This is a genomic window from Sphingomonas sp. LM7 (assembly GCF_002002925.1).
In the GTDB taxonomy this organism is placed as follows: Bacteria; Pseudomonadota; Alphaproteobacteria; order Sphingomonadales; family Sphingomonadaceae; genus Sphingomonas.
On record NZ_CP019511.1, the window covers coordinates 342,353 to 365,030 of the forward strand.

A 22,678-nucleotide genomic window follows, 5' to 3' on the forward strand; every position below is an offset into this window, starting at 1 on the left:
CCGCCTTTCGGACGGCAAAGAAAGCCTGTTTGCCCACAGCATTGTGCCGCAAGGCCGCGCGCCCATGTTGCGTGAAGGGACGCCGTCCCACTAGATGCAGCCTCCAGCGACTCCGGAAGACACCATGACTGCCACGCACTCGACTCGCATGCTCATCCTCGGCTCGGGCCCGGCCGGGCTCTCCGCCGCCATCTATGGCGCGCGTGCCGGCCTCGCGCCGATCGTGGTGCAAGGCATCCAGCCCGGCGGGCAGCTGATGACGACCACCGATGTCGAGAATTATCCCGGCTTCCGCGAGGTCATCCAGGGGCCGTGGCTGATGCAGGAGATGCAGGCACAGGCCGAGGCGGTCGGCGCGCAGATGCTGTGGGACACGATCGTCGAAGTCGATGTCAGCCAGCGGCCGTTCCGCATGGTCGGCGACAGCGGCACTGTTTATGTCGGCGACACTTTGGTGATCGCTACCGGCGCGCAGGCCAAGTGGCTGGGGCTCGATTCGGAGAAGCTGCTCCAGGGCAAGGGCGTCAGCGCCTGCGCGACCTGCGACGGCTTCTTCTTCCGCGGCAAGAAGGTCGCCGTGATCGGCGGCGGCAACACCGCGGTCGAGGAGGCGCTCTACCTCACCAACCACAGCCATGACGTGACCCTGATCCACCGCCGCGACAGCCTCCGCGCGGAGAAGATCCTGCAAAAGCGGCTGTTCGCCAACGACAAGATCACCACGCTGTGGAACAAGAAGGTGGAGCGCTTCATCGACGGTGGCGGCGTGACGGGCCTGGTGGGCATCGAGCTCAAGGACATGGAGACCGGCGAGCTTTCGACGCTCGACGTCGACGGCGGCTTCGTCGCGATCGGGCACCATCCGGCGACCGAGCTGTTCCGCGGGCATATCGCGCTAGACGACGATGGCTACATCACCGTCGACAAGGGCACGACGCGGACCAACGTCCCCGGCGTGTTCGCGTGCGGCGATGTGATGGACAAGCATTACCGTCAGGCGATCACTGCCGCGGGCACCGGCTGCATGGCCGCGCTCGACGCCGAGCGATTCCTGGCCGAGGCAGACTTCGAACAGGTCGCCGAAGCGGCGGAGTAGCCACCGAACCTGGTGAGTATCATCGAGGTCAGGATTTAACTGGAAGCCATGGGCGACCAAGGGGCAATCGCACCGCTGCGGGCAGCTTGCGAGCAGAAGGTCACACCAGGCTCACACTGTCGCGCATGTTCATCGGCGAACGGTCCATGGCGGAGTCCGTGAAGGTTTGGTCCAGACTCGCCCCATGTCGAGATCGACATTGTCGAAGAGCGGCGACCGGGCGGTCGTATCGGATATGAGCCGCCAGCCTAGAGGTGCGCGCGGACTTCCTTGAACAGCCAATCCTTGTCGGATTGCGACGCGAAGCTGTGGCTGGCGCTGTCGAGCTCGACAAGGCTTGCCTTGGCGCGGGCTGCGGCGAAGGCAGGGCCGGCATATGCGTCGGCGAAGGCGATCGCGGTGTTGTCGCGCTTGGCGAGCAGGATGGTGACCGGGACTTGCGTCTGCACGAGCGCATTGGCCAGACGGGCAGGCAAGCCGTCCTCCAGTTGAGGCTGGCTGCGAGAAGCCTTGAGCAACCCGCTGATCAACTTCGGGATATTCACGCCACCACGCAGCAGCCGCAGCCACTCTCGAGGATCGCGTAGCCGCTCGGCATAGCGCGCGCGGATTGCGGCGGCGGGAGGGAGGTCGTCGGTGGCCTCGATCACCCAGGGGTTGGCGAGGACGAGTGCATCGATGCCGGCTTGCGCATGGAAGAAGGCGAGCGCGGTTGCGGCGTCGCAATTGCCATAGGCCACGATGCGGGTAACGCCGGTCTCCGTACGAAAGGTTGCGGCGGCGGCGGCGATATCCTCGGCAGTGCTTTCGAAGCCGTGATTCTCGCCGGTCGAATCACCGATGCCGCGGCGATCGAAGCGGAATGCCGGGTGGCCGGCCTCGGCTACGCGCTGGGCGAGCAGCGCCATGCCGCGGTGCGCGCCGATACGAATCTCGTTGCCGCCCGAGACGATCAGCAGGCCAGTGGTGCCTGGCGCTTCGTCGAGCGTGCCGAGCAGCGTCTCGCCGGCGCAGGGGAATTCGATCAGCCTTCGCATGTGCGGACCCAAGCGGCGATATCGTCGGCGAGGCGCCCGGCCAGCGCGGGATCGTTGTCGGGTTCTGCGCGGCGCCAGAGCGGGCTGCCGGGGACTTTCAGATCGGCGGGCCTGGCGTCGGTTTCGAGGCGGATCGTGCGGTTCTGCGCGGCGATGCCGGCGGTTTCCAACTCGCCGAGCAAGGCCGGCGACACGCGGTTGCCGCCATAGTCGTTGCCGCCACCCGCCTGATGCAGCCGTTCGAGTTCGCGGAGGAGTTCGGGGCCAGTGCTTGGGGCTAGGTGCCAGCGGCCGCGCGGCAAGGTCGTGGCATCGAGCAGCGCGCCGCTGCGGATGCCGAGCGTGTAGCCCGGGGGGCCACAATGGCGAGCCGCGGCGGCGAATGCATCGCGCAGGTCGCCCAGCCGCACCGACTCGGTGGCGACGAGGCTCTCGCCCTGTCCGGGCAAATCGGGGAGCGCGCCAGCGATGCCGCGTTCGGCGAGCGCGCGCAGGATCGTCACCGTGAACGCGCGGGTGCGATTGGCTTCCTCGAACAATGGAAGCGCTGCGACTATCACCGGGCCGGTGGCGGGGCCGAAGCGAAGCATCGCCTCGCGGCCACCGGCCCAGTCATAGTGATCGATCAACCGAGCGCCTTGTCGGCGGCGAAGCGAACAAGCGCGCCGAAGCTTTCGAGCATCTCGCCATCAACTTCGTCATCCTCGATCAGGATGCCGAGCCGGTCCTCGATCTCGGTCAGCACCCCCGCCACGGCGAGCGAATCGAGCTCGGGCAGCGCGCCGAACAGCGGCGTGTCCTCGTGGAACGCGGCAGCGCGCTCCGCGCTCAAGCCCAGCACGTCGCGGAGCACGCCGCGGACTGCTTCTTGTACCTCTGCGAACCCTTCGCGCTGCAATGCCGATCCCCTGCGTGCGATTTTTCGCTTCCGTAAGGGTTGGCGGGTGCGCTGCCAAGGGTAAGGTCGGTCGCGATGACCGATCCCGATCCCGTTCCGAAACCAATCGACACGCTGACGCTGCGGGGCGCGCCGGATGCGGTGGCGCTGGAGGACCGGGCGGGGACGCTGCGCTATGCCGAACTCGAAGCCGGGGTGGGCGGCATCGCGCATGGGCTGGCGCGGCACGGGCTGACGGCGGGCGAGCGCGTCGCGACGTGGCTGCCCAAGACACGCACCGCCTGCATGCTGCCGCTGGCGGCGCCGCGCGCGGGGCTGGTGCATGTGCCGATCAATCCGGTGCTCAAGCGCGCGCAGGTGGCGCATATCCTTGCCGATAGCGGCGCGCGGGTGCTGGTGACCCAAGCCGCGCGGATCGCGGCATTGGAGCCGGGCGACGTGCCCGCGGGGTGTGCGATCGTCACCGAGGAGGAACTGGGCTCGGGCGACGCACTGCCGCCTTCGGCCGCGGGGCCGGATACGCTGGCGGCGATCCTCTATACTTCGGGGTCGACCGGACGGCCCAAGGGGGTAATGCTTAGCCACGCAAATTTGTGGCTCGGCGCAATCAGCGTAGCGCATTATCTTGAGATTGGGTCTGAGGATCGCGTGCTCGGCGTGCTGCCGTTGAGCTTCGATTATGGGCAGAACCAATTATTCTCCACCTGGGCGGCGGGCGGGCGGGTGATCCCGCTCGATTACCTGACCGCGCGCGACGTGGTGAAGGCTGTCGAGCGTCATGACGTCACGAGCCTGGCCGGGGTGCCGCCGCTATGGGTGCAATTGCTGGAGGCGGACTGGCCCAGCGAGACGGCGGCTCGGCTCAAGCGGTTGACCAATTCGGGGGGCGCGCTGACGCCGCGGCTGGTGCGCGGGCTGCGCGAGCGCTTTCCGGAGGCCGATCTCTATCCGATGTACGGGCTGACCGAGGCGTTTCGCTCGACCTATCTAGCGCCCGCGCTGGTCGATGCGCATCCGGAGTCGATCGGGCGGGCGATCCCCTTTGCCGAGATATTGGTGGTGCGGCCCGACGGCAGCCGTGCCGCAGCGGACGAGCCGGGGGAGTTGGTCCATGCCGGGGCGCTGGTCGCGCAGGGCTATTGGCAGGATGCAGAGCGCACGGCGCAGCGCTTCCGTCCGGCGCCCGAATTCGCCACAAGCGGCGGCATGGCGGTGTGGTCGGGGGATACTGTAGTGGCGGACGCGGATGGGCTGCTACGCTTCGTCGGGCGCGACGACGAGATGATCAAGAGCGCCGGCAACCGGATCAGCCCGACCGAAATCGAAGATGCGGTACTGAGCGGCGGCGAAGTGGCCGAGGCGGCGGCGTTCGGAGTGCCCGACGCGCGACTGGGGCAGGTAATCGTGGTGGTAGCGCGGGGCGACGGTGTCCGGGAGGACGAATTGCGCGCGCGGCTTCGGCGGGAATTGCCGAGCTTCATGCAGCCGGCGCGGTATGACTGGCGGGGGGAGTTACCGCGCAATGCCAATGGGAAGCTGGATCGGACCGCTTTGAAAATGGGGCTTTCATGAGGGTGCCGCGAGCGATCTATTCTCCCGTCCATTGCGGGGAGGGGACGAAGTGAACCCCAAAGCCTTTGGCCCGATCCCGCCGGAGTTTCGCGACCTTTCCGCGCTGCCGTGGCTCGATGAGGCGACCCCGGCCTATGTCTACGATTTCGACATTATAGCGGCGCGGATTGCGCGGCTGCGGGCGGCGCTGCCGACGAAGGTGGCGGTGCATTACGCTATCAAGGCCAATCCGTTGCAGGCGCTGCTTGCGGCGATCGCGCCGCTTGTGGACGGGCTCGACGTCGCTTCGGCGGGGGAGATGGACAAGGCGCTCGACGTCATGGCGGCAGGCGCGATCAGCTTTGCCGGGCCCGGCAAGCGCGACGCCGAGATCGAGCTGGCGATCCGCGCGGGGGTGACGCTCAACGTCGAGTCGGAGAGCGAGGGGCAGCGCGCGCTGGCCATAGGTGGGCAACTCGGCATGCGGCCGAGGCTCGCGGTGCGGGTGAACCCCGATTTCGAGCTGCGCGGCTCGGGGATGAAGATGGGCGGGCGCGCCTCGCCTTTCGGAGTCGAGGCGGCCCATGTCGCCGGGCTGGTCAAGCGGCTGATCATCGGCGGCGCCGAGTGGCGCGGGCTGCACATCTTTGCGGGATCGCAGGCGCTCGATCCGGCTGCGGTGATCGAGACGCAGGCGGCGACGGTAGCGCTGGCGGCGCGGATCGCCGAGGAAGCGCGCCGCGCGCCGCCCCTGGTCAATCTGGGCGGCGGCTTCGGCATTCCCTATTTTCTGGGCGACGTGTCGCTCGATGTCGAGGCGATCGGCGCGGCGCTGGCGGGGGAGCTCGACCAGCTCGACACGAACTATGCGATCGAGCTGGGACGCTGGCTCGTCGGCGAGGCGGGCGTGTATCTCGCGCGCGTCGTCGATCGGAAGGTGAGCCAGGGGGAGACGTTCCTGATCGTCGATGGCGGGCTCAACCACCATCTCGCCGCCACGGGCAATTTCGGCACGGTGGTGCGCCGTAACTATCCGGTCGCAGTGGCGCATCGGATGCAGGATCCGCCCGAGGAGATTGTGACGATCGTCGGGCCGTTGTGCACGCCGCTCGACCGGCTGGCCGACCGCGTGGCGCTGCCCAGGGCCAATGTAGGTGACGTCATCGCGGTGTTCGCCTCGGGCGCGTATGGCGCCAGCGCGAGCCCGTCGGCGTTCCTCGGCCACCCCCCGGCGCGCGAGCTGCTGGTCGGGGCACCGGCCGGCCCGGGCCACGCCTAACGCTATCTTTACCTCTCGATCGCATAGCTGACCCTGATCCAGGCGGGGAGAGTGACCGAGCAATCGGCTGCCTTCGACTCGCTGGGGAGGGAGCTCGAACATGGTTTTCAAGTCGTTTGGCAGGGTTTTGGCGGGACTTGGCGTCACCGCTACACTGCTGTCGGGATGCTCCGGGGGGAGCCGCCCCGAGCTGCCGCCCGCCGGCGCCGTCGCTACGCGCGAGGCGCCGAGCGACGAATATGTCATCGGCCCGATGGACCAGCTCAACGTCTTCGTGTGGCGCAATCCCGAGCTGTCGGCGAAGGTGCAGGTGCGCCCTGACGGCCGGATCACCACGCCGCTGATCAACGACATGCCCGCGGTCGGCAAGACCCCGGCGATGCTCGCGGACGACCTGAAATATGCGCTCGGCGAGTATATCAAGGACCCGATCGTATCGGTGATCGTCGAGAATTTCTCGGGCACCTACAGCCAGCAGGTCCGCATCGTCGGCGCGACCGAGAAGCCGGCGTCGATTCCCTATCGCGCCAACATGACCGCGCTCGACGCGATGATCGCCGTCGGGGGCTTGAGCGAATTCGCGTCGGGCAACCGCGCGCGGCTGGTTCGCTACGACAAGGCGACCGGCAAGCAGCGCGAGTACAAGATCCGCCTGGGCGATTTGCTCAAGAACGGCGACATCTCCGCCAATGTCCGCCTCGAGCCGGGTGACGTGCTGATCGTCCCCCAGAGCATGTTCTGATGGATAGCATTTTCGACGAAGTCCGCGCGGCGCTGCACGCGATCTGGATGCGGCGCTGGATCGCGCTCGCGGTCGCCTGGGGGCTGTGCCTCGCGGGGTGGCTGGTCGTGTCGCAAATGCCGAGCAGCTATGAATCTCGCGCGCGCATCTTCGTCCAGCTCCGCCAGATCCTGCCGACCGACGGCGCCGCCTCGGCTGCGCAGCAGCAGCGCGACATCGATCGCGTACGCCAGACGCTGACCTCGGCGGTCAATCTCGAAAAGGTGGTCCGCGGCACCGACCTGGCTAAGACCGTTTCGAGCGACCGCGACATCGCGGATCGCATCGCCGGGCTGCAAACCGCAATCAAGCTGACCGCACAGCAGGACAATCTGTTCGAAATCACCGTCACCGCATCGAGCGGCAAGATGGCGCAGCAGATCGCGCAGAAGCTGATCGACATCTTCGTCGAGGAAAATCTTGCCGATGGCCGCGACGCCAGCGGGCAATCGCTGCGCTTCCTCGATCAGCAGCTCGACGTCCGCCAGAAGGCGCTGCAGGAAGCCGAGGCCAAGAAGGCCGACTTCGCGGCGCGCTATCTCGGCGCGCTGCCGGGCACCGGATCGCTAAACGACCGCATCGGCGCGGCGCGCACGCAGCTTTCGCAGGTCCAGTCGGACCTTGCCGCGGCGCAGAGCGGGCTCAGCGCGGTCAACGGCCAGATGGCCGGCACGCCGATGAACGTGGCGGGGCAGGGCGTTGCGGTTACCGGACCGGCGCGTGCACGCCTCCAGGCGATCCAGGGCCAGCTCGCCGAAGGGCGCAGCCGCGGCTGGACCGACAGCCATCCCGACATGATCGCGCTCAACAGCCAGCTTGCCGCCGCCCAGGCCGCGGCGCGTGCCGAGCCGGCGATCGGCGGGGCGGCGGGCGCATCGAACCCGCTTTATCTCAGCCTCAAGTCGATGCAGGCCGACAAGTCTGCGACCGTTGCCGCGCTCACCCAGCGCAAGAACCAGATCGAAAGCGATCTCGACCAGTTCGAAGCCAAGATGGCCGGCGCGCCGGGCCTGGCGGCCGAGCAGGGCCAGATCGACCGCGAATATCAGGTCCTCAAGGATCAGTATGACAAGCTGCTCTCGGACCGCGAGCAGGTGCGAATCCGCAGCCAGGCGCAGACCGAGACCGATGCAGTCAAGTTCAACGTCGTCGATCCGCCGACGCTGCCGCGCGCGCCGACCAAGCCAAACCGGCCGCTGCTGCTGATCGCCGTGCTGATCGCCGGTCTCGGCGCCGGTGTTGCCGCGGCGTTCGGGCTCGGCAAGTTGACCACGACCTTCTCGACAGCGTCGCGGCTGGAAAAGGCGAGCGGGATGCCGGTGATCGGTTCGATCGCCGAAGTGGTGACTGCCTCGCAGACCGAGATGCGCCGCAGGAAGCTGCGCTTGTTCGCCGGGGCATTCGCCGGGCTGGCAGTCGCGTTCGTCGGGCTGCTCGGGCTCGAATTCGTCCAGCGCGGCATGGGGGCCTGACATGAACGACGAAACCCCGCGCCGCTATCGCGGCTCGCTGCTCGAAAGGGCTGCGGAGCAATATGGCTTCAACCGCCCCGCGACGGTGCCCGCGCCGCTGCGGACGCCCGAGGAAGAGCCGCTGACGCTGACGGTTCGCGTGCCCGCCGAACCGCTGCCGGAAATCCCGGCGGTGGATCCGCGCGGCCCGCTGCTGCGCCGCGGCTTCGATGTCGAAGTGGCGCCGGAATCCGAGACGATTGCGGAAGCCGAGGCACCTGCGCCAGTTGTACGGCCCGAGTCGAAGCTACAGCCCAGGCCCGCATCGCGCGCCGGGCGGCCTTTCGCACCGATCGACCGCGTCGCGCTTCGCGAGGGCGGGATGCTTGTGCCCGGCGGACAGATCACCGCGATGGCGGAGGAATTCCGCATGGTGAAGCGCCAGCTGCTGCTGACCGCGCGTGCGGTCGCGGCAAAGGGCAGCGCCAATGCCGCCGATCACGCGCGAATGATTTTGATCTGCTCGGCACAGCCCGACGAAGGCAAGACCTTCTGCGCGATCAACCTGGCGCTCTCGATGGCGGCCGAGAAGGACATGGAGATCCTGCTGGTCGATGCCGATTTCGCCAAGCCTGACGTGCTTCACCGGCTGGGGCTTCCCGAAGGTCCGGGCCTGCTCGACGCGCTTGCCGGCGCCGTCGAGGTCGAGGACTGCATCGTCGAGACCGACGTGCCGCAGCTTCTGGTGCTGCCCGCGGGCACTAAGACCAACAGCGATACCGAATTGCTGGCGAGCGACCGCGCGCGCGCGATCCTCGACGGGCTGGCCAAGGCCAATCCGCGCCGCATCGTGATCTTCGATTCGCCGCCCGCGCTCGCGGCGTCGCCCGCCGCGGTGCTCGCGCAGCATGCCGGGCAGGTGATGCTCGTCGTCCGCGCCGACCGCACCAGCGAAGGCGACCTGCGCGAGGCGGTCAACGTGCTCGACGGCTGCGAGCATATCCAGCTGCTGCTCAATTCGGTTTCGTTCCAGCCCGGCGGCCGCCGGTTCGGAAGCTATTATGGGGAGGCGGGCGAGTGACCCGGCTTGTTCTTGCTGCGACGGTAGCGGTGGTTTGTGCGGCTGTGCCCGCGCAGGCCCAGCGCACGCGCGTGACGCCGTATATCGAAGCGAGCCAGGTGCTCGTATCCGATCTCACCAATGGCGGCGACCTGCTGACCTATTCGACGATCGGCGCGGGCATCGACGCGCAGGTGACCACCCGCCGCGTCGAAGTGCAGGTCAGCTACCAGTATGAACACCGCTTCTCGTACGACAAGGACCTTGCCGACGATTCGATGCACAGCGGCCTGGCGCAGGCCCGCGTGCGGATCACGCCGGACCTGACGTTTGAAGCCGGCGCCATCGCCGCGCGCGGCCGCTCCGACATCCGTGGCGACGCATTCGCCACGTCGCAGGGCAATCTGCGCAACAGCAGCCAGATCTATTCGGCCTATGCCGGACCGAGCATCGCCACGCGCGTCGGCCCGATGTTCGCCAACGCCGCGTATCGCTTCGGCTATACCAAGGTGGAAGTGCCCAATGGCGGCACCGGCGTTCCCGCCGGCCAGCCGCCGCTCGACCGCTACGACGATTCAAAGGTTCATGTCGCAACTGCCAGCATCGGGGCGAAATCGGGCACGGTGCTGCCGATCGGCGTCACCGCCAGCGGATCCTACACCCGCGAGGACGCCAGCCAGCTCGACCAGCGTTTCGAGGGCAAATATGCCCGCGGCGACGTGGTCCTCCCGGTCGGCCGCGGCATCGCGCTCACTGCGGGCGTGGGCTATGAGAAGATCGAAGTCAGCCAGCGCGACGCATTGATGAGCGGCGGTGCGCCGGTGATCGACGGCAATGGCCGCTTCGTCACCGATCCGTCCTCGCCGCGCCGGCTCGCCTATCAGTTCGACGGCGCTTTCTGGGATGGCGGCGTCATCTGGCGGCCGAGCAGCCGCACTTTCCTGGAGGCGCGCGCGGGCCGCCGCTATGGCTCGATGAGCTATACGGGCTCGGCGACGTATAAGATCGGCCCGGGCAGCGGCGTGCAGATCGGCGTCTACGACAGCGTCGAGACCTTCGGGCAGGAGCTCAACGGTTCGGTCAGCCGACTGCCGACCAGCTTCGTCAGCACCACCGATCCGTTCGGCAACCAGTTCGGCGGCTGCATCTACGGCACGACCGGCGCAGCGGCAGGTGGCTGCCTCAACCAGGTGTTCGCATCGAGCGTGACCTCGGCCTATCGCGCCCGCGGCGTGACGGGCGTCGCAGTGCTCAACCGCGGCGGCACACGGATCGGCGTGGGCGGCGGCTATGGCCGACGCACCTTCCTTGCGCCGCAGAGCGTGGGCGGTGTGAGCATCGACGGCACGTCGGACGAGAGCGTGTACGCGCAGCTCTTCGCGTCGAGTGACGTCGGCCGCAACGGATCGATCAGCACCAGCGTGTACGGCAGCTACTACACCAGCGACCTCGCCGGAGCCCAGGGCATCCTCGGCTACGGCGCCAACACGGCATATACGCATATGTTCGGACCGCTCGGGGCGACCGCGTCGCTCGGGCTGTTCGGTTTCGACAGGGAAGGCGACGCCAATGCGTCTGCGCAGGCGCAGGCATTGGTGGGGCTGCGGTACGGATTCTAGAGCCGAGGCATGCAGATGTACGACGATCATTATGGACTGAGCGGACGGCCGTTCCAGCTTACGCCGGACCCCCGCTTCTGGTTCGACACCGCGACGCATCGCAAGGCGATGGCCTATCTCGGCTATGGGCTGAGCCAGGGCGAGGGCTTTGTCGTGATCACCGGCGATCCCGGCGTGGGCAAGACCACGCTGATGGGGCATCTGCTCGGCGAGATCGACAGCGAGCGGCTCAACGTCATCAAGATCGTTTCGACCCAGCTGCGTCCCGAGGACCTGCTGCAGACCGTCTGTGCGGGGCTCGAGATCGACGCGACCGGCGCCAGCAAGGCGGCGATGCTCGCGAGCATCGAGCATGGCCTGCACGAAGTGGCGCGCAGCGGCCGCCGCACCCTGTTGATCATCGACGAGGCGCAGGCGCTTCCGGCCGAGAGCCTGGAAGAGCTGCGCATGCTCTCCAATTTCCAGGCCGGCGGCTATCCGCTGCTCCAGATCTTCCTGCTCGGCCAGCCCGAGTTTCGGCTGACGCTGCAGGACGGCAAGCTCGACCAGTTGCGCCAGCGCGTGATCGCGATGCACCATCTGGCACCGATGGATGCCAATGAAGTCGAACCCTATCTGCTCCACCGCCTGTCGTGCGTCGGCTGGCGCGGCAAACCGCGCTTCACCAACGATGCGCTGGCGGCGATGCACCGCTGGTCGGGCGGCATTCCGCGCCGGGTGAACCAGCTTGCCAGCCGCGTGCTGCTGTTCGGCGCGATCGAGCGGCTCGACACGTTCGGCGCGCCCGAGCTCAATGCCGTGATCACCGATCTCGACAATGATGCGGCGGGCCCTGTCGCCCTGACGCGGAGCGAGGCGTTCGCCGAGCCGCTGGAACTGCGCGACATTGCGCCGATGCCGATGGGCACGCCGACGCCGTCCGCGCCCGAAGAGCCGCGCCCGCTTCGTGCCGAGTCGCTCGTCGTCGAGACCCCGGCGCCGGTTGCCGAGGCACCGGTCGATCTGCGTATCGCCGCGCTCGAGAAGCAGTTGCAGGAACAGGATGCGGCGCTGCGCCGCGTGCTGACCCTGCTGGTCGATTGGGTCGAGAGCGGCGACAGCGAGCGCCGTCCCGACCTGTCGGCGCTACGCGGGCACGCGGCCTGAGCGCGTGCTGGTCAACGGCCTCTCCGTAGACGTCGAGGACTGGTTTCAGGTCGGTGCGTTCGAGAAGACGATCGCGCGTGAGGACTGGGACGGACTGGAACATCGCGTCGAGGCCAATACCGATCGGGTGCTGGCGCTGTTCGACGATGCCGGCGTCCACGCGACCTTCTTTACGCTCGGCTGGGTGGCGAAGCGCTATCCGGCGCTGATCCGTCGTATCGCCGAGGCGGGGCACGAAGTCGCCAGCCATGGCTGGGCGCACCAGCGCGTGTTCACGATGGAACCCAAGGCATTCCGCGCCGATCTGGCCGGCGCGCGCGCGGCGCTGGAAGATGCCAGCGGCACCGCGGTGACCGGCTATCGCGCGCCGAGCTTCTCGATCGACAAGCGCACGCCCTGGGCGCATGCCGAACTGGCAGATGCGGGCTATCTATATTCTTCGAGCATCGCACCGATTCGCCACGATCATTATGGCTGGCCCGAAGCGCCACGCAGTGCGTTCCGGCCGATCCCGCGCGCGGACCTGATCGAACTGCCGATCACCATCGCCACGATATTCGGGCGTGAGATCACCGCAGGGGGCGGGTTCTTCCGGTTGCTGCCCAACGGGGTGACCGACCGCGCGGTGCGGACCGCCAACGCTGCGGACAGCGCAGCGATTTTCTATTTCCATCCCTGGGAAGTCGATCCCGGCCAGCCGCGCGTCGCCAATGCGCCGCTCAAGTCGAAGCTGCGGCATTATGCCCGGCTCGGCGCGATGGCGGGGAAGCTCGAAAAGCTGGTCGCCAGTCATGCATGGGGCCGGATGGATGCGATCGCCGCGCGCGAGGCAGGGCGGCTGCAATGAACGCGCCGCTTTTGAGGCGGCCGCTGGGCTTGCGCATCGCCGATCTGAGCGATGCAGCCGATCGCGCGCGGATCGACTCGTTCGTGCAGGAACATGCCGGGGGTACGCCGTTCCATCTGCCCGCCTGGAGCATGGCGGTGGCGCGTGGGTGCCGGCAGAAGAGCCATTATCTCGTCGCCGAGCGCGGCAACGGCATCGGCGGTGTGCTGCCGCTGACCGAGACGCATTCGCCGCTGTTCGGACGGGCGCTGGTCTCGGCGGGGTTCGGCGTCGGCGGGGGTATCCTCGCCGATGACGCGGCGACGGTACGCGCACTGGCCGATGCGGCCTGGACGCTCGCCGGGCGGCTGAGCTGCCCCAGCGTCGAGCTGCGCGGCGGAGCGTCGCCGGGCGTGGGCTGGCATGTCGACGACACGACCTATCTCGGCTTCGTCCGCGATCTGGCCGCGGACGACGAGGCCGAATTGCTCGCGATCCCGCGCAAGCAGCGCGCCGAAGTGCGGCGGTCGTTCGGCAATGATCTGACAATCGACATCGGGACCGACGCGGCGACTCATTACGCGCTCTATGCCGAGAGCGTGCGCAACCTCGGCACGCCGGTGTTCCCGCGGACACTGTTTGCCGAAGTGCTTCGCGAATTTGGCAATGCGGCGGACGTGCTGACAGTCCGGCACCAGGGGACAGGCGTCGCCAGTGTGCTCAGCCTCTACTGGGAGGAAACCGTCTATCCCTATTGGGGCGGGGGCGGTGATGCCGCGCGCGCGCTGCGGGCCAATGACGCGATGTATTTCGGACTGATGCGGCACGCGCGCGAGCGCGGTTGCGCGCGGTTCGATTTCGGGCGGTCCAAGGCGGGAACGGGTGCCGCCGCGTTCAAAAAGAATTGGGGATTCGAGCCCCGGACGCTGACCTATTTCGCGCGGGCTGCCGACGGCGCCGCGCCCCGGAAGGTCAATCCGCTCGATCCCAAATACAGCCTGCAGGTCCAGGCGTGGAAGCGGATGCCATTATGGCTCGCCAACCGTGTCGGCCCGTGGATCGCGCAAGGGCTGGGGTGATGGGCGACATCCTGTTCCTCGCGCACCGCGTGCCCTATCCGCCCGATCGCGGCGACAAGATCCGCAGCTTCCACATGCTACGCCATTTGGCGCGGCATGGGCGCGTGCACCTCGCCGCTTTTGCCGACGATCCGCGCGACATGGACCGGCCCGAACTCGCGCCGTTCACCGCGAGCCGGGCGATCGTTCGGCGCACCAAGTCGCAAGCGCTGGCCGGGCTCCAGGCGCTGGCGACCGGGCGGCCGCTGTCGCTGACGGGATTCGACGATGCGGGGATACGCCGCGCGGTTCGCGATGTGCTGGCGCGAGAGGATATCGAGACGATCTTCGTATTCTCCAGCCAGATGGCGCAATATGTTCCGGCCGAGCCGAACGCGCGCGTCGTGATGGATTTCGTCGACATGGATTCGGCCAAGTTCGCCGCCTATGCCGATGCGGCCAAGGGGCCGATGCGCTGGATGCTCGTGCGCGAGGCGCGGCTGCTGCAGGATTATGAGGCCACGGTCGCGGCACGCGCCGATGCCAGCCTGTTCGTGAGCGAGGCCGAGGCCGGGCTGTTCCGCCGCACCACCGGTGCCCAGCGTGTTCACGCCATCGAGAACGGCATCGACACGGCGCATTTCGATCCCACATCGGACTTCGAACGGCCGGAAGCGGGTTCGCAACTGATCGTGTTCACCGGGCAGATGGATTATCGCCCCAATATCGAAGCGGTGACTTGGTTCGCCGAGGAGATCCTGCCGGGGGTGCAGGCGACGCATCCTGGTGCGGAATTCGCGATCGTCGGACGCAATCCCAGCGACGCGGTGAAGGCATTGGCCGATCGCGATGGCGTGATCGTGACGGGCGAAGTCGCTGATGTCCGTGGCTGGCTCTCTGCCGCCGCGGTGGTGGTGGCGCCGCTAAAGCTGGCGCGCGGGATCCAGAACAAGGTGCTCGAAGCGATGGCGATGGCGCGGCCGGTGGTCGCGTCGGCAGCCGCGGCCGAGGGCATCGACCACAAGGGGACGATCGCGGTGGGAGCCAGTGTCGCCGACATGGTAGAGGCAGTGACGAGGTTGCTGTCCGAGCGCGAGACCGCCGACCGGCTCGGGCGCGGGGCGCGCGCGCGGGTGATCGCGCGCTACGGCTGGGACGCACGGCTGGCGCCGCTCGACGCGCTGCTCGGCTTGCCGCAGAATCTGGGGCAGGCGGCATGACCGTCGCGGTGCCACAGGGTGATTTTGCGCCGACGAACGCGGCGTTCGATGCGCGCTGGCAGCGGCATGCGGCGATCTTGGTTGGCGCCTGGGCAGTACTGCTACTCCTCTTCCGTCGCGACACGATCGACCTTGCGACGATCTATTGGACCAATACCACCTTCGGGCACTGCCTGTTCGTCGCGCCGGTGATCGGCTGGCTGGTTTGGCAACGGCGGCGCGAACTTGCGCTGGTGGCGCCGCAGGGCTGGTGGCCGGGGCTCGCGCTGGTCGCTACCGGCGGGCTCGGCTGGCTGCTTGGCGATGCCGCGGGCGTCGCACTGTTCCGCCACGCCGGGCTGGTGCTGATGCTCCAGGGCGCCGCGGTGAGCGTGCTCGGACCCAATGTGAGCCGCGCGTTGCTCTTCCCGGTCGCCTATATGGCGTTCCTCGTGCCGTTCGGCGATTTCCTCGAAAAGCCGCTCCAGGACATCACCGTCGCGATGACGATGCCGCTGCTCCATCTGTTCGGCGTGCCGGCGAGCGTGGACGGCGTGCTGATCACTACCTCGAACGGCTATTTCGAAGTCGCCGAGGCGTGTTCAGGCGCCAAGTTCGTCATCGCGATGATCGCGTTCGGCGCGCTCGTCGCCAATGTGTGTTACCTTTCCTGGACCCGCCGCATCGCTTTCCTGGCGATGGCACTAGTCGTGCCGGTCCTCGCCAACGGGCTGCGGGCGTTCGGAACGATCTATGCCGCGTGGTGGACCTCGGTCGAGGCGGCGACCGGGATGGACCATATCGTCTATGGCTGGTTCTTCTTTGCCGCGGTGATGGCGGCCGTGCTGGCGATCGGCTGGAAATGGTTCGATCGCGATCCCGACGCCGCCTGGTTCGATCCGATGCGGCTGCAGGCGCCGGTTTCGGCTCGCGCCGAAGCCCCGATCACGGCCTTGCTCGCGCTGACTGTCGCCAGCCTATTTCTCGGCTGGTCGAGCCTGATCGCCGTACGCGCGGCCCCGTTGCCGGCCAAGGTCGAGCTGCCCGAGGTCGCCGGATGGCACCGCGTGGCGCCGGGCGCGGTGGCGCCCTGGTCGCCCAATTTCCCCGGCGCCGATCATTTCCTGATCGGCCATTATGCCGATGCGCAGGGTCGGACGGTCGATCTCTCGGTCGCAGTCTATGCCGGGCAGCATGAGGGCAAGGAACTGGTCGGCTTCGGGATCGGCGCGATCCGCGAGAACGACCGCTGGGTGCGCATCGCCGACCTGCCCGATCTTTCGGGCGGGCACGCGCTGCGCATGACCGGTCCCTCGCGGGTGGAACGTACGACGGTTAGTTGGTACCGGGTCGGCGATACGCTGACCGGGAGCGACAATCGCGTGAAGTTCGAGACGCTGAAGACCAAGTTGCTGGGGAGGAATCAGGCTGCGGTGGCCGTGCTGGTATCGGCCGAGCAAAGCGAGGATGCTGGTGCGCAGGTGGCGGTCCGCGACTTCCTGCGCGCGCTCGGCCCGGTGGATGGCTTCGCCGACCGCATGGCCGGTCGCTAGTCGATGTGCGGCATTGCGGGGCTTTACTACCCCGCCATAGCGAAACCCGTCGATCCCGCCCGTATCGTCCAGATGCGCGACGCGCTGGCGCATCGCGGGCCTGACGGGGCAGGTGTGTGGACCGCGCCGGGCGTCGGGCTCGGGCATCGGCGGCTGTCCATCATCGATCTCGAAGGCGGCGTCCAGCCGATGGCGACGCCCGACCAAAGCGTCGTCGTCACCTATAATGGCGAGATCTACAATTTCCGCGAGGTCCGCGCCGAGCTCGAAGCCAAGGGCGCGCGGTTCCAGACCGAAAGCGATACCGAAGTTCTGCTCCATGGCTGGCGTGCCTGGGGCCCGGCGATGCTGCCCAAGCTCAACGGCATGTTCGCCTTTGCACTCTACGACGCCGAGAAGCAGAGCCTGTTCCTCGCGCGCGACCGCTTCGGGGTGAAGCCGCTGGTCTATACCAAGCTCTCCGACGGCGGCGTTGCCTTCGCCTCCGAGATCAAGGGGCTGCTCGCGCATCCGATGTTCCGGCGGCAACCCGATTTCCGCGCGGTCGAGGATTATCTCGGGCTTGGCTATGTGCCTGACGACGCCTCGCTGCTCGTCGGGGTCAAGAAGCTGCCGGCGGGCCACTATCTGCTGCTCCAGCGCGGCAAGCGGATACCGCAGCCGGTGCGCTGGTGGGATATCGACTTTTCCAACCGCGCGAGCGGCAAGGTCCGCGATCTCGAAGCCGAGCTGATCGACCGGATGCGCGCCGCGGTGCGTTCGCGGATGATCGCCGACGTGCCGCTCGGCGCGTTCCTGTCGGGCGGAGTCGACAGCAGCGCCGTGGTCGCGCTGATGGCAGAGGCGAGCAAGGCCGCGGTCAAGACCTGCACGATCGGATTCGACGAGGCCGGGCTCGACGAGAGCATGTATGCCGAGCAGGTCGCCGAGCGTTTCGCCACGGCGCACCGCTCGCGGCTCGTCGGTTCGGACGACTACGCGCTGATCGACACGCTGGTCGCCGCGTTCGACGAACCCTTTGCCGACGCGTCCGCGCTGCCGACCTACCGGGTGTGCGAACTGGCTCGCGAGACGGTGACGGTGGCACTGTCGGGCGACGGTGCGGACGAGGCGTTTGCGGGGTATCGCCGCTACAAGTTCTTCGCCGCCGAGGAGCGCGTGCGCGGGCTGCTTCCGGAGAAACTGCGTCAGAACGTGTTCGGGACCTTGGGGCGACTCTATCCCAAGGCCGATTGGGCGCCGCGGGCATTCCGCGCGAAGACGACTTTGCTCGCGCTCGCCGAGAATGGCGAGTTCGCCTACCCCAAGGCAGTCGGCGTGACGACGCCGGAACTGCGCGACCAGCTCTATACCAGCGCGGCGAAGCACACGCTGGCGGGACACAACGCCGAGCAGCGCTATGTCGATGCGATGCGCCGCGCCCCGGCGCGCGATGCGCTCGACCGCGCCCAATACGCTGATATCCAGCATTGGCTACCCGGCGACATCCTGACCAAGGTCGATCGCACCAGCATGGCGGTGAGCCTCGAGGCGCGCGAGCCCCTGCTCGATTACGAGCTGGTCCAGTTCGCAGCTACCCTGCCGCCGGCGCTGCGGATCAAGGCGGGGCAGGGCAAGTGGCTGATGAAGAAGGCGCTTGAGCCCTATTTGCCCAAGGACATCCTCTATCGGCCCAAAATGGGGTTCGTGACCCCGATCAGCGCGTGGTTCCGCAAGGCGCTGGCCGACGAGGCGGCGGGGCTGGCGAAGTCGCGCGTGCTGGCGGGGACCGGCTGGTTCGAGCCGGCAGTGATCGAGAGGCTTGCGGCCGAGCACAAGGCCGGGCGCGGCGAGCATGGCCGGACCCTGTGGCAGTTGCTGATGCTCGAACGCAGCCTGGAGCGGCTGTTCGGTTAGCCGAAGTTATTGCGGCGGGCCGCGCGGCGTGGGAGAGTGCGCCATGTCCGCCGACCGCCCCAATCGCGACTATGCCGCCGGCCTGGCGAGGGCGTTCGGCGGGTCGGTCATCTTCGCGCTGCCGCTGCTGATGACGATGGAGATGTGGTCGATCGGGCTGCACATCCATCCGCTGCGGCTGCTGCTGTTCCTCTTCGCCAATTTCCTGGTGCTGGTGATCCTGTCGCGCTTCGGCGGGTTCGAGCGGACCGCCAGCCTTCGCGACGACGCGCTCGATGCGCTGGCCGCCTACGCCGTGGGGATGCTCTCGTCGGCGGCGATCCTCGCGCTGTTCGGCTTGCTGCCGATCGACATGGCGCTCGACGAGCTGGTGGGCATGATAGCGATCCAGGCAGTGCCCGGCAGCTTCGGCGCGATGATCGCCCGGAAGCAGCTGGGCGCGGGCGAGGAGGAATCGGATGAGGAAAAGGCCGCACGCTCGGCAGGCTATCTCGGCCAGCTTTTCCTGATGCTGGCCGGCGCGCTGTTCCTTGCCTTCAACGTCGCGCCGACCGAGGAGATGATCCTGATCGGCTACAAGATGAGCGCGTGGCACAGCCTGGTGCTGATGCTGGCGTCGATGCTGGTATTGCATCTGCTGGTGTTCCGCGTCGGCCTGGCGGGGCAGGAAGACGCGCCCGAGGGCTATGGCGTCGCGCGGCGGTTCCTGGCGTTCACTGTGCCCGGCTATGCGATCGCGCTGATCGTCAGCTTCTATGTGCTGTGGACGTTCGGGCGGGTGGACGGAAATGCGCTTGCGACGGTGGCGGGCACAGTGGTGGTGCTGAGCTTCCCCGCGGCGATCGGCGCGGCGATCGCGCGGCTGGTGGTTTAGGAAAAGCGCGATGGCATCCGACAAGAAGCATCCCGAATCCGAACCCGCGCTCGAATGGATTGCGGCGGGGATCGGGCTTGCCGCGATCCTGTTCGTCACAGCGGTGATCGGGCGTGAGGCATTCACTTCCGAGCCGGACCAGCTTCCTGCGCTCGAAGTGCAGGCGACGCGGGTTTCGCCCAATGCCACCGGCTTCGTCGTCGAGTTCGAAGTGACCAACCATGCCAGCGGTACTGCCGCCGCAGTCGAGATCGAAGGACAGCTCGGTGCCGAGACCAGCAGCGCGACGCTGGACTATGTCGCGGGCAATGCCCAGGTGAAAGGCGGGCTGTTCTTCAAGGGCGATCCGCGTGGGCAAAAGCTCGAGCTGCGCGCGCTGGGCTTCCAGACGCCCTAGTGTAGCATCGCAATGCCCGCATGGAGCGTCAGCGCCGCCAGCGCGAAGGTCGACAGCACGAACAGGCTGAAGCGGACCGCGACCTTGTTGACCGTCGCCTGGATGATGCTGTGGACGATACGCAGGCCGACATAGACCCAGGCGATCCACGCGTTGATCCCGTCGCCCTGGCCGAGCAGCGCCAGCGTGACTGCGATCGCATAGAATAGCGTGGGCTGTTCCATCAGGTGGATGTAGTTGTGCGCGGGCCATTGGGCGCGCTCCTCGACCATGCCGTCGAGGATGCCGGGCCGGCCACCGCGCGCCCGCGACAAGTCGATCCCGGCGCGCTTGAGCGCGGGCATGCGCACTACCATCATCCAGATGAGCATCACGATCGACCAGGCGACGAGCGCCACGACCGCTCCGAGAATCTGGCTGTGCATTGGTGTCCCCTCCAATTATCCGAACAGGCTGCCGCAGTCGGTTCGGAAATGCAACGGACCTAGCGGGTCGCGGTCCAGCGGGCGAAGGTGTCGGGCCAGAGCCGGCCCGGCGCCTGTACGGGCAAATGCAGCGCGCCGAAGCCGTGGCCGCCCTTTTCGAGGATATGCGCTTCGACGGGCACGCCGGCTGCGCGGCATTTCTCGATCGTCAGCAGCGTCTGGGCGACGGGCACGGTGCCGTCGTCGATCGCGTGGACCAGGAAGATCGGCGGGGTATCCGCACTGATCCGGTCGCTGGTTTCGTAGCGGGCGAGGAGCGCGGGATCCTGGTTGTCGCCGAGCAGCATGCCGGCAGACCGGCTGTTGAGCCCCGCGGTGCTGAATGACACCACCGGATAGACGAGCCCGGCGTAAGCGGGGCGGGCGCTCGCACGGTCGGCGGCGTCGATCGGTGCATAGACGGGGTCGGCATGGCCCACCGCAAGCGACGCGCCGAGATGCCCACCGGCGGAAAAGCCGCAAATGCCCAGCTTGGCGGGATCCACGCCGTAGCGCGCGGCATTGGCACGGATCAGCCGCATCGCGCGCTGGGCGTCCTGGAGCGGCACGTCGGCGCGGTTGGCCCAGCCTTCGCCCGGCAGGCGGTAGGCGAGGACGAACACAGTGATGCCGTGCGGGGTCAGCGCCTTGGCGACGTCCACGCCTTCATTCTCGATCGAGACGAAGCCATAGCCGCCGCCGGGGATCGACAGGACGGCGCGGCCGTCGGGTTTGGCGGGGCGATAGACGCCGACCATCGGCTCGGAAACGCCGCGCAGCCACAGCTCCTTGAAGCTGCCGTTGATCGTGAAGTTATTGGCCGGCAGCGGCAAGGGCGCGCCGGGGGGCGAGTCGGGCCAGAGCTTGAAATGCTCGCGCGGTGGCCAGGCGGCAGTGCCGGTGCCCGGCACATAGGGGACGGGGGCTTGCTGGGATCGGGCGACGGGCGCGAGCGCGAGGCTGGCGGCGGCGCCTCCGATGAGCGTGCGGCGGTCGATCGGCATGGCATCCCCTCTCAGCTGCGTGCGAATGCTTTCTTTCCTACAGATCCTCGGGGAACAATAGGATTCGCAGCGCCGAATTTCACGATTTTCACGGCGCACCTGAAATTTTGTTTCGCTTGAAACTTTATTTCGAACGCCTGCGCAAAACTCTTCCTACAAGGCGCCTCCGAACCTCATCCCTGATAGCAAATCGGCGGCTTGTAGGAAAGCGACACTAACGCGCGTCAAAGGCACCGCGCGCTGCCTCGATTCGCTCGAGATTGGCTTCTGCCCAGAGCCACACGCCACAGAACGCCGCGCCGAGGCTCTCGCCGAGATCGGTCAGGCGATACTCGACATGCGGCGGGATCACCGGGAGGACGGTGCGCGTGACGAGGCCGTCGCGCTCCATCTGGCGCAGCGTCTGGGTGAGCATCTTCTGGCTGATCCCGGGGACGAGCTTGCCGACCTGGGTGAAGCGGAGATGCTCGTGCTCGGCGAGCGCTTCGAGGATCAGCATCGTCCATTTGTCGGCGACGCGACCGATCACCTCGGTGACCAGGGCGTCCACGCGAAGATCGGTATCGGGCCAGGCTTTGGTGCGTTGGGGGGCGAGCGGCGCAGGCTTGGCCAAGATGCACTCTCCAAATGGTGCGTATAAAACTTTTCGGTGCCTTCTTACCCGCGGAGAGTATCGGTTTAGATAGGCTGGAGCAACAGCAAGGAGCAGCGCGATGAAGACCAGCGGCAACACCATCCTGATCACCGGCGGCGGTTCGGGCATCGGCGCGGCGCTCGCGGAGCGCTTCCACGCGCTCGGCAACCAGGTAATCGTCGCGGGGCGGCGGCAGGATGCGCTCGACGCCGTGGTTGCAGGGCGCGAGGGGATGTTCGCGATGACCCTCGACGTGGAAAGCGCCGAGGGTGTCGAGGATTTCGCGCGGCGGGTAAGGGCAGCGCATTCCGATCTCAACGTGCTGATTAACAATGCCGGGATCATGCGCTTCGAAGCGCTGGATGTGCGGCGCGACCTCGCCGACGCCGAGGCAACGATCGCCACCAATCTGCTCGGCCCGATCCGGCTGACCAATGCGCTGATCGATCATCTGACCGCACAGGCCGATGCGGCGATCGTCAACGTGACTTCGGGTCTGGCCTATGTGCCGCTGGTCGACACCCCGACCTACAACGCCACCAAGGCGGCGATCCACAGCTACACGCTGTCGCTGCGCGAGGCGGTGAAGGGCAGGGTGGAAGTGATCGAGCTGGTCCCGCCCGCGGTACAGACCGGGCTGACGCCGGGACAGGAGAACCGGCCGGGCTATATGCCGCTCGACGACTTCATCGACGAAGTGATGGCGCTGTTCGGTCAGTCGCCGACGCCCGAGGAGATCCTGGTCGAGCGGGTCAAGTTCCTGCGCAATGCCGAGGCGGAAGGGCGCTTCGATGCCACGCTGGCGCAGCTCAACGATTTTGCGCGGAAGGCGAGGGAGGGTTGAGGGAGGCTCCG

At 67.4% G+C, this 22,678-nt stretch carries 22 protein-coding genes; 16 read left to right on the forward strand and 6 right to left on the reverse strand.

Translation table 11 applies throughout. From position 1 onward, the window contains the following. The first annotated feature begins 124 nt into the window (after positions 1-124). Positions 125-1,096: a thioredoxin-disulfide reductase gene (trxB, locus tag BXU08_RS01590; RefSeq protein ID WP_077508080.1), complete on the forward strand. Its 972-nt coding sequence runs from the start codon at positions 125-127 to the stop codon at positions 1,094-1,096. A 248-nt stretch (positions 1,097-1,344) separates the two neighbouring features. Here trxB and BXU08_RS01595 read toward each other — a convergent pair whose 3' ends face one another. From BXU08_RS01595 to BXU08_RS01605, 3 genes are read right to left on the reverse strand one after another with little or no spacing between them, the layout of a single operon-like run. Then, the gene (locus tag BXU08_RS01595) at positions 1,345-2,133 is read right to left on the reverse strand and encodes a hydrolase 1, exosortase A system-associated (protein WP_077508083.1); all 789 of its coding nucleotides are present in this window, start codon (positions 2,131-2,133) and stop codon (positions 1,345-1,347) included. Further along, a complete protein-coding gene (locus BXU08_RS01600; RefSeq protein ID WP_077508086.1) occupies positions 2,121-2,762 on the reverse strand; it encodes a hypothetical protein in 642 nt (213 codons plus the stop codon). The genes BXU08_RS01595 and BXU08_RS01600 overlap by 13 nt, the downstream gene beginning before the upstream one ends. After that, positions 2,759-3,031, reverse strand: a complete 273-nt coding sequence (locus tag BXU08_RS01605) for an acyl carrier protein (protein WP_077508089.1) — start codon at positions 3,029-3,031, stop codon at positions 2,759-2,761. The genes BXU08_RS01600 and BXU08_RS01605 overlap by 4 nt, the downstream gene beginning before the upstream one ends. Positions 3,032-3,106: 75 nt before the next feature. Between BXU08_RS01605 and BXU08_RS01610 the strand changes: the two genes are divergently transcribed. From BXU08_RS01610 to BXU08_RS01675, 14 genes are all read left to right on the forward strand, one after another. Beyond that, complete coding sequence (locus BXU08_RS01610) at positions 3,107-4,603, forward strand: acyl-CoA ligase (AMP-forming), exosortase A system-associated (RefSeq protein WP_077508092.1); 1,497 nt, start codon at positions 3,107-3,109, stop codon at positions 4,601-4,603. Between the two features lie 73 nt (positions 4,604-4,676). Next, on the forward strand, positions 4,677-5,861 hold the full coding sequence (locus BXU08_RS01615; RefSeq protein ID WP_253190564.1) for a pyridoxal-dependent decarboxylase, exosortase A system-associated: 1,185 nt from the start codon (positions 4,677-4,679) through the stop codon (positions 5,859-5,861). 100 nt (positions 5,862-5,961) lie between these two features. Beyond that, the gene (locus tag BXU08_RS01620; RefSeq protein WP_077508098.1) at positions 5,962-6,603 is read left to right on the forward strand and encodes an XrtA/PEP-CTERM system exopolysaccharide export protein; all 642 of its coding nucleotides are present in this window, start codon (positions 5,962-5,964) and stop codon (positions 6,601-6,603) included. Then, entirely contained in the window at positions 6,603-8,114 is a 1,512-nt protein-coding gene (locus BXU08_RS01625) for an XrtA system polysaccharide chain length determinant (RefSeq protein WP_077508101.1), read from the forward strand. Before BXU08_RS01620 ends, BXU08_RS01625 begins: the two co-directional genes overlap by 1 nt. 1 nt (position 8,115) lies before the next feature. Next, on the forward strand, positions 8,116-9,174 hold the full coding sequence (locus BXU08_RS01630) for an AAA family ATPase (RefSeq protein ID WP_077508104.1): 1,059 nt from the start codon (positions 8,116-8,118) through the stop codon (positions 9,172-9,174). Further along, positions 9,171-10,772 carry a hypothetical protein gene (locus BXU08_RS01635; RefSeq protein WP_077508107.1) on the forward strand — a complete coding sequence of 534 codons (1,602 nt, stop codon included), beginning with the start codon at positions 9,171-9,173 and terminating at the stop codon, positions 10,770-10,772. Before BXU08_RS01630 ends, BXU08_RS01635 begins: the two co-directional genes overlap by 4 nt. Before the next feature lie 15 nt (positions 10,773-10,787). Continuing rightward, positions 10,788-11,918 (forward strand): AAA family ATPase, encoded by a 1,131-nt coding sequence (locus BXU08_RS01640; RefSeq protein ID WP_077511892.1) that lies wholly within the window; start codon positions 10,788-10,790, stop codon positions 11,916-11,918. A 4-nt stretch (positions 11,919-11,922) separates the two neighbouring features. Next, positions 11,923-12,765 carry an XrtA system polysaccharide deacetylase gene (locus BXU08_RS01645; protein ID WP_376787767.1) on the forward strand — a complete coding sequence of 281 codons (843 nt, stop codon included), beginning with the start codon at positions 11,923-11,925 and terminating at the stop codon, positions 12,763-12,765. Continuing rightward, the gene (locus tag BXU08_RS01650) at positions 12,762-13,823 is read left to right on the forward strand and encodes a FemAB family XrtA/PEP-CTERM system-associated protein (protein ID WP_077508110.1); all 1,062 of its coding nucleotides are present in this window, start codon (positions 12,762-12,764) and stop codon (positions 13,821-13,823) included. Before BXU08_RS01645 ends, BXU08_RS01650 begins: the two co-directional genes overlap by 4 nt. Next, complete coding sequence (locus tag BXU08_RS01655; protein WP_077508113.1) at positions 13,823-15,022, forward strand: TIGR03087 family PEP-CTERM/XrtA system glycosyltransferase; 1,200 nt, start codon at positions 13,823-13,825, stop codon at positions 15,020-15,022. Before BXU08_RS01650 ends, BXU08_RS01655 begins: the two co-directional genes overlap by 1 nt. After that, positions 15,019-16,554 (forward strand): exosortase A, encoded by a 1,536-nt coding sequence (xrtA, locus tag BXU08_RS01660; RefSeq protein ID WP_077508116.1) that lies wholly within the window; start codon positions 15,019-15,021, stop codon positions 16,552-16,554. Before BXU08_RS01655 ends, xrtA begins: the two co-directional genes overlap by 4 nt. Before the next feature lie 3 nt (positions 16,555-16,557). After that, a complete protein-coding gene (locus BXU08_RS01665; protein WP_077508119.1) occupies positions 16,558-18,450 on the forward strand; it encodes an XrtA/PEP-CTERM system amidotransferase in 1,893 nt (630 codons plus the stop codon). A 43-nt stretch (positions 18,451-18,493) separates the two neighbouring features. Further along, positions 18,494-19,324 (forward strand): TIGR02587 family membrane protein, encoded by an 831-nt coding sequence (locus BXU08_RS01670; RefSeq protein ID WP_077508122.1) that lies wholly within the window; start codon positions 18,494-18,496, stop codon positions 19,322-19,324. A gap of 10 nt (positions 19,325-19,334) precedes the next feature. Beyond that, positions 19,335-19,721 carry a hypothetical protein gene (locus BXU08_RS01675; RefSeq protein WP_077508125.1) on the forward strand — a complete coding sequence of 129 codons (387 nt, stop codon included), beginning with the start codon at positions 19,335-19,337 and terminating at the stop codon, positions 19,719-19,721. Here the strand turns inward: BXU08_RS01675 and BXU08_RS01680 are convergent. From BXU08_RS01680 to BXU08_RS01690, 3 genes are all read right to left on the reverse strand, one after another. After that, positions 19,718-20,146 carry an MAPEG family protein gene (locus BXU08_RS01680; RefSeq protein WP_077508128.1) on the reverse strand — a complete coding sequence of 143 codons (429 nt, stop codon included), beginning with the start codon at positions 20,144-20,146 and terminating at the stop codon, positions 19,718-19,720. The two genes, BXU08_RS01675 and BXU08_RS01680, sit on opposite strands and share 4 nt — an antisense overlap. A gap of 59 nt (positions 20,147-20,205) precedes the next feature. Beyond that, positions 20,206-21,189: an alpha/beta hydrolase gene (locus BXU08_RS01685; protein ID WP_077508131.1), complete on the reverse strand. Its 984-nt coding sequence runs from the start codon at positions 21,187-21,189 to the stop codon at positions 20,206-20,208. A 214-nt stretch (positions 21,190-21,403) separates the two neighbouring features. Next, complete coding sequence (locus tag BXU08_RS01690) at positions 21,404-21,805, reverse strand: winged helix-turn-helix transcriptional regulator (RefSeq protein ID WP_376787774.1); 402 nt, start codon at positions 21,803-21,805, stop codon at positions 21,404-21,406. A 97-nt stretch (positions 21,806-21,902) separates the two neighbouring features. Here BXU08_RS01690 and BXU08_RS01695 point away from each other — a divergent pair, with 97 nt between their 5' ends. Further along, positions 21,903-22,667: an SDR family oxidoreductase gene (locus tag BXU08_RS01695; protein ID WP_077508135.1), complete on the forward strand. Its 765-nt coding sequence runs from the start codon at positions 21,903-21,905 to the stop codon at positions 22,665-22,667. Positions 22,668-22,678: the final 11 nt, after the last annotated feature.

Bases quoted from the DNA above. Each gene is read 5' to 3' on its own strand.
- BXU08_RS01680 (WP_077508128.1), bottom strand. From the start codon at position 20,146: ATGCACAGCCAGATTCTCGGAGCGGTCGTGGCGCTCGTCGCCTGGTCG.
- BXU08_RS01620 (WP_077508098.1), top strand. From the start codon at position 5,962: ATGGTTTTCAAGTCGTTTGGCAGGGTTTTGGCGGGACTTGGCGTCACC.
- BXU08_RS01630 (WP_077508104.1), top strand. From the start codon at position 8,116: ATGAACGACGAAACCCCGCGCCGCTATCGCGGCTCGCTGCTCGAAAGG.
- BXU08_RS01670 (WP_077508122.1), top strand. From the start codon at position 18,494: ATGTCCGCCGACCGCCCCAATCGCGACTATGCCGCCGGCCTGGCGAGG.
- BXU08_RS01650 (WP_077508110.1), top strand. From the start codon at position 12,762: ATGAACGCGCCGCTTTTGAGGCGGCCGCTGGGCTTGCGCATCGCCGAT.
- BXU08_RS01610 (WP_077508092.1), top strand. From the start codon at position 3,107: ATGACCGATCCCGATCCCGTTCCGAAACCAATCGACACGCTGACGCTG.
- BXU08_RS01675 (WP_077508125.1), top strand. From the start codon at position 19,335: ATGGCATCCGACAAGAAGCATCCCGAATCCGAACCCGCGCTCGAATGG.
- BXU08_RS01655 (WP_077508113.1), top strand. From the start codon at position 13,823: ATGGGCGACATCCTGTTCCTCGCGCACCGCGTGCCCTATCCGCCCGAT.
- BXU08_RS01640 (WP_077511892.1), top strand. From the start codon at position 10,788: ATGTACGACGATCATTATGGACTGAGCGGACGGCCGTTCCAGCTTACG.
- BXU08_RS01625 (WP_077508101.1), top strand. From the start codon at position 6,603: ATGGATAGCATTTTCGACGAAGTCCGCGCGGCGCTGCACGCGATCTGG.
- BXU08_RS01595 (WP_077508083.1), bottom strand. From the start codon at position 2,133: ATGCGAAGGCTGATCGAATTCCCCTGCGCCGGCGAGACGCTGCTCGGC.
- trxB (WP_077508080.1), top strand. From the start codon at position 125: ATGACTGCCACGCACTCGACTCGCATGCTCATCCTCGGCTCGGGCCCG.
- xrtA (WP_077508116.1), top strand. From the start codon at position 15,019: ATGACCGTCGCGGTGCCACAGGGTGATTTTGCGCCGACGAACGCGGCG.
- BXU08_RS01695 (WP_077508135.1), top strand. From the start codon at position 21,903: ATGAAGACCAGCGGCAACACCATCCTGATCACCGGCGGCGGTTCGGGC.
- BXU08_RS01685 (WP_077508131.1), bottom strand. From the start codon at position 21,189: ATGCCGATCGACCGCCGCACGCTCATCGGAGGCGCCGCCGCCAGCCTC.
- BXU08_RS01665 (WP_077508119.1), top strand. From the start codon at position 16,558: ATGTGCGGCATTGCGGGGCTTTACTACCCCGCCATAGCGAAACCCGTC.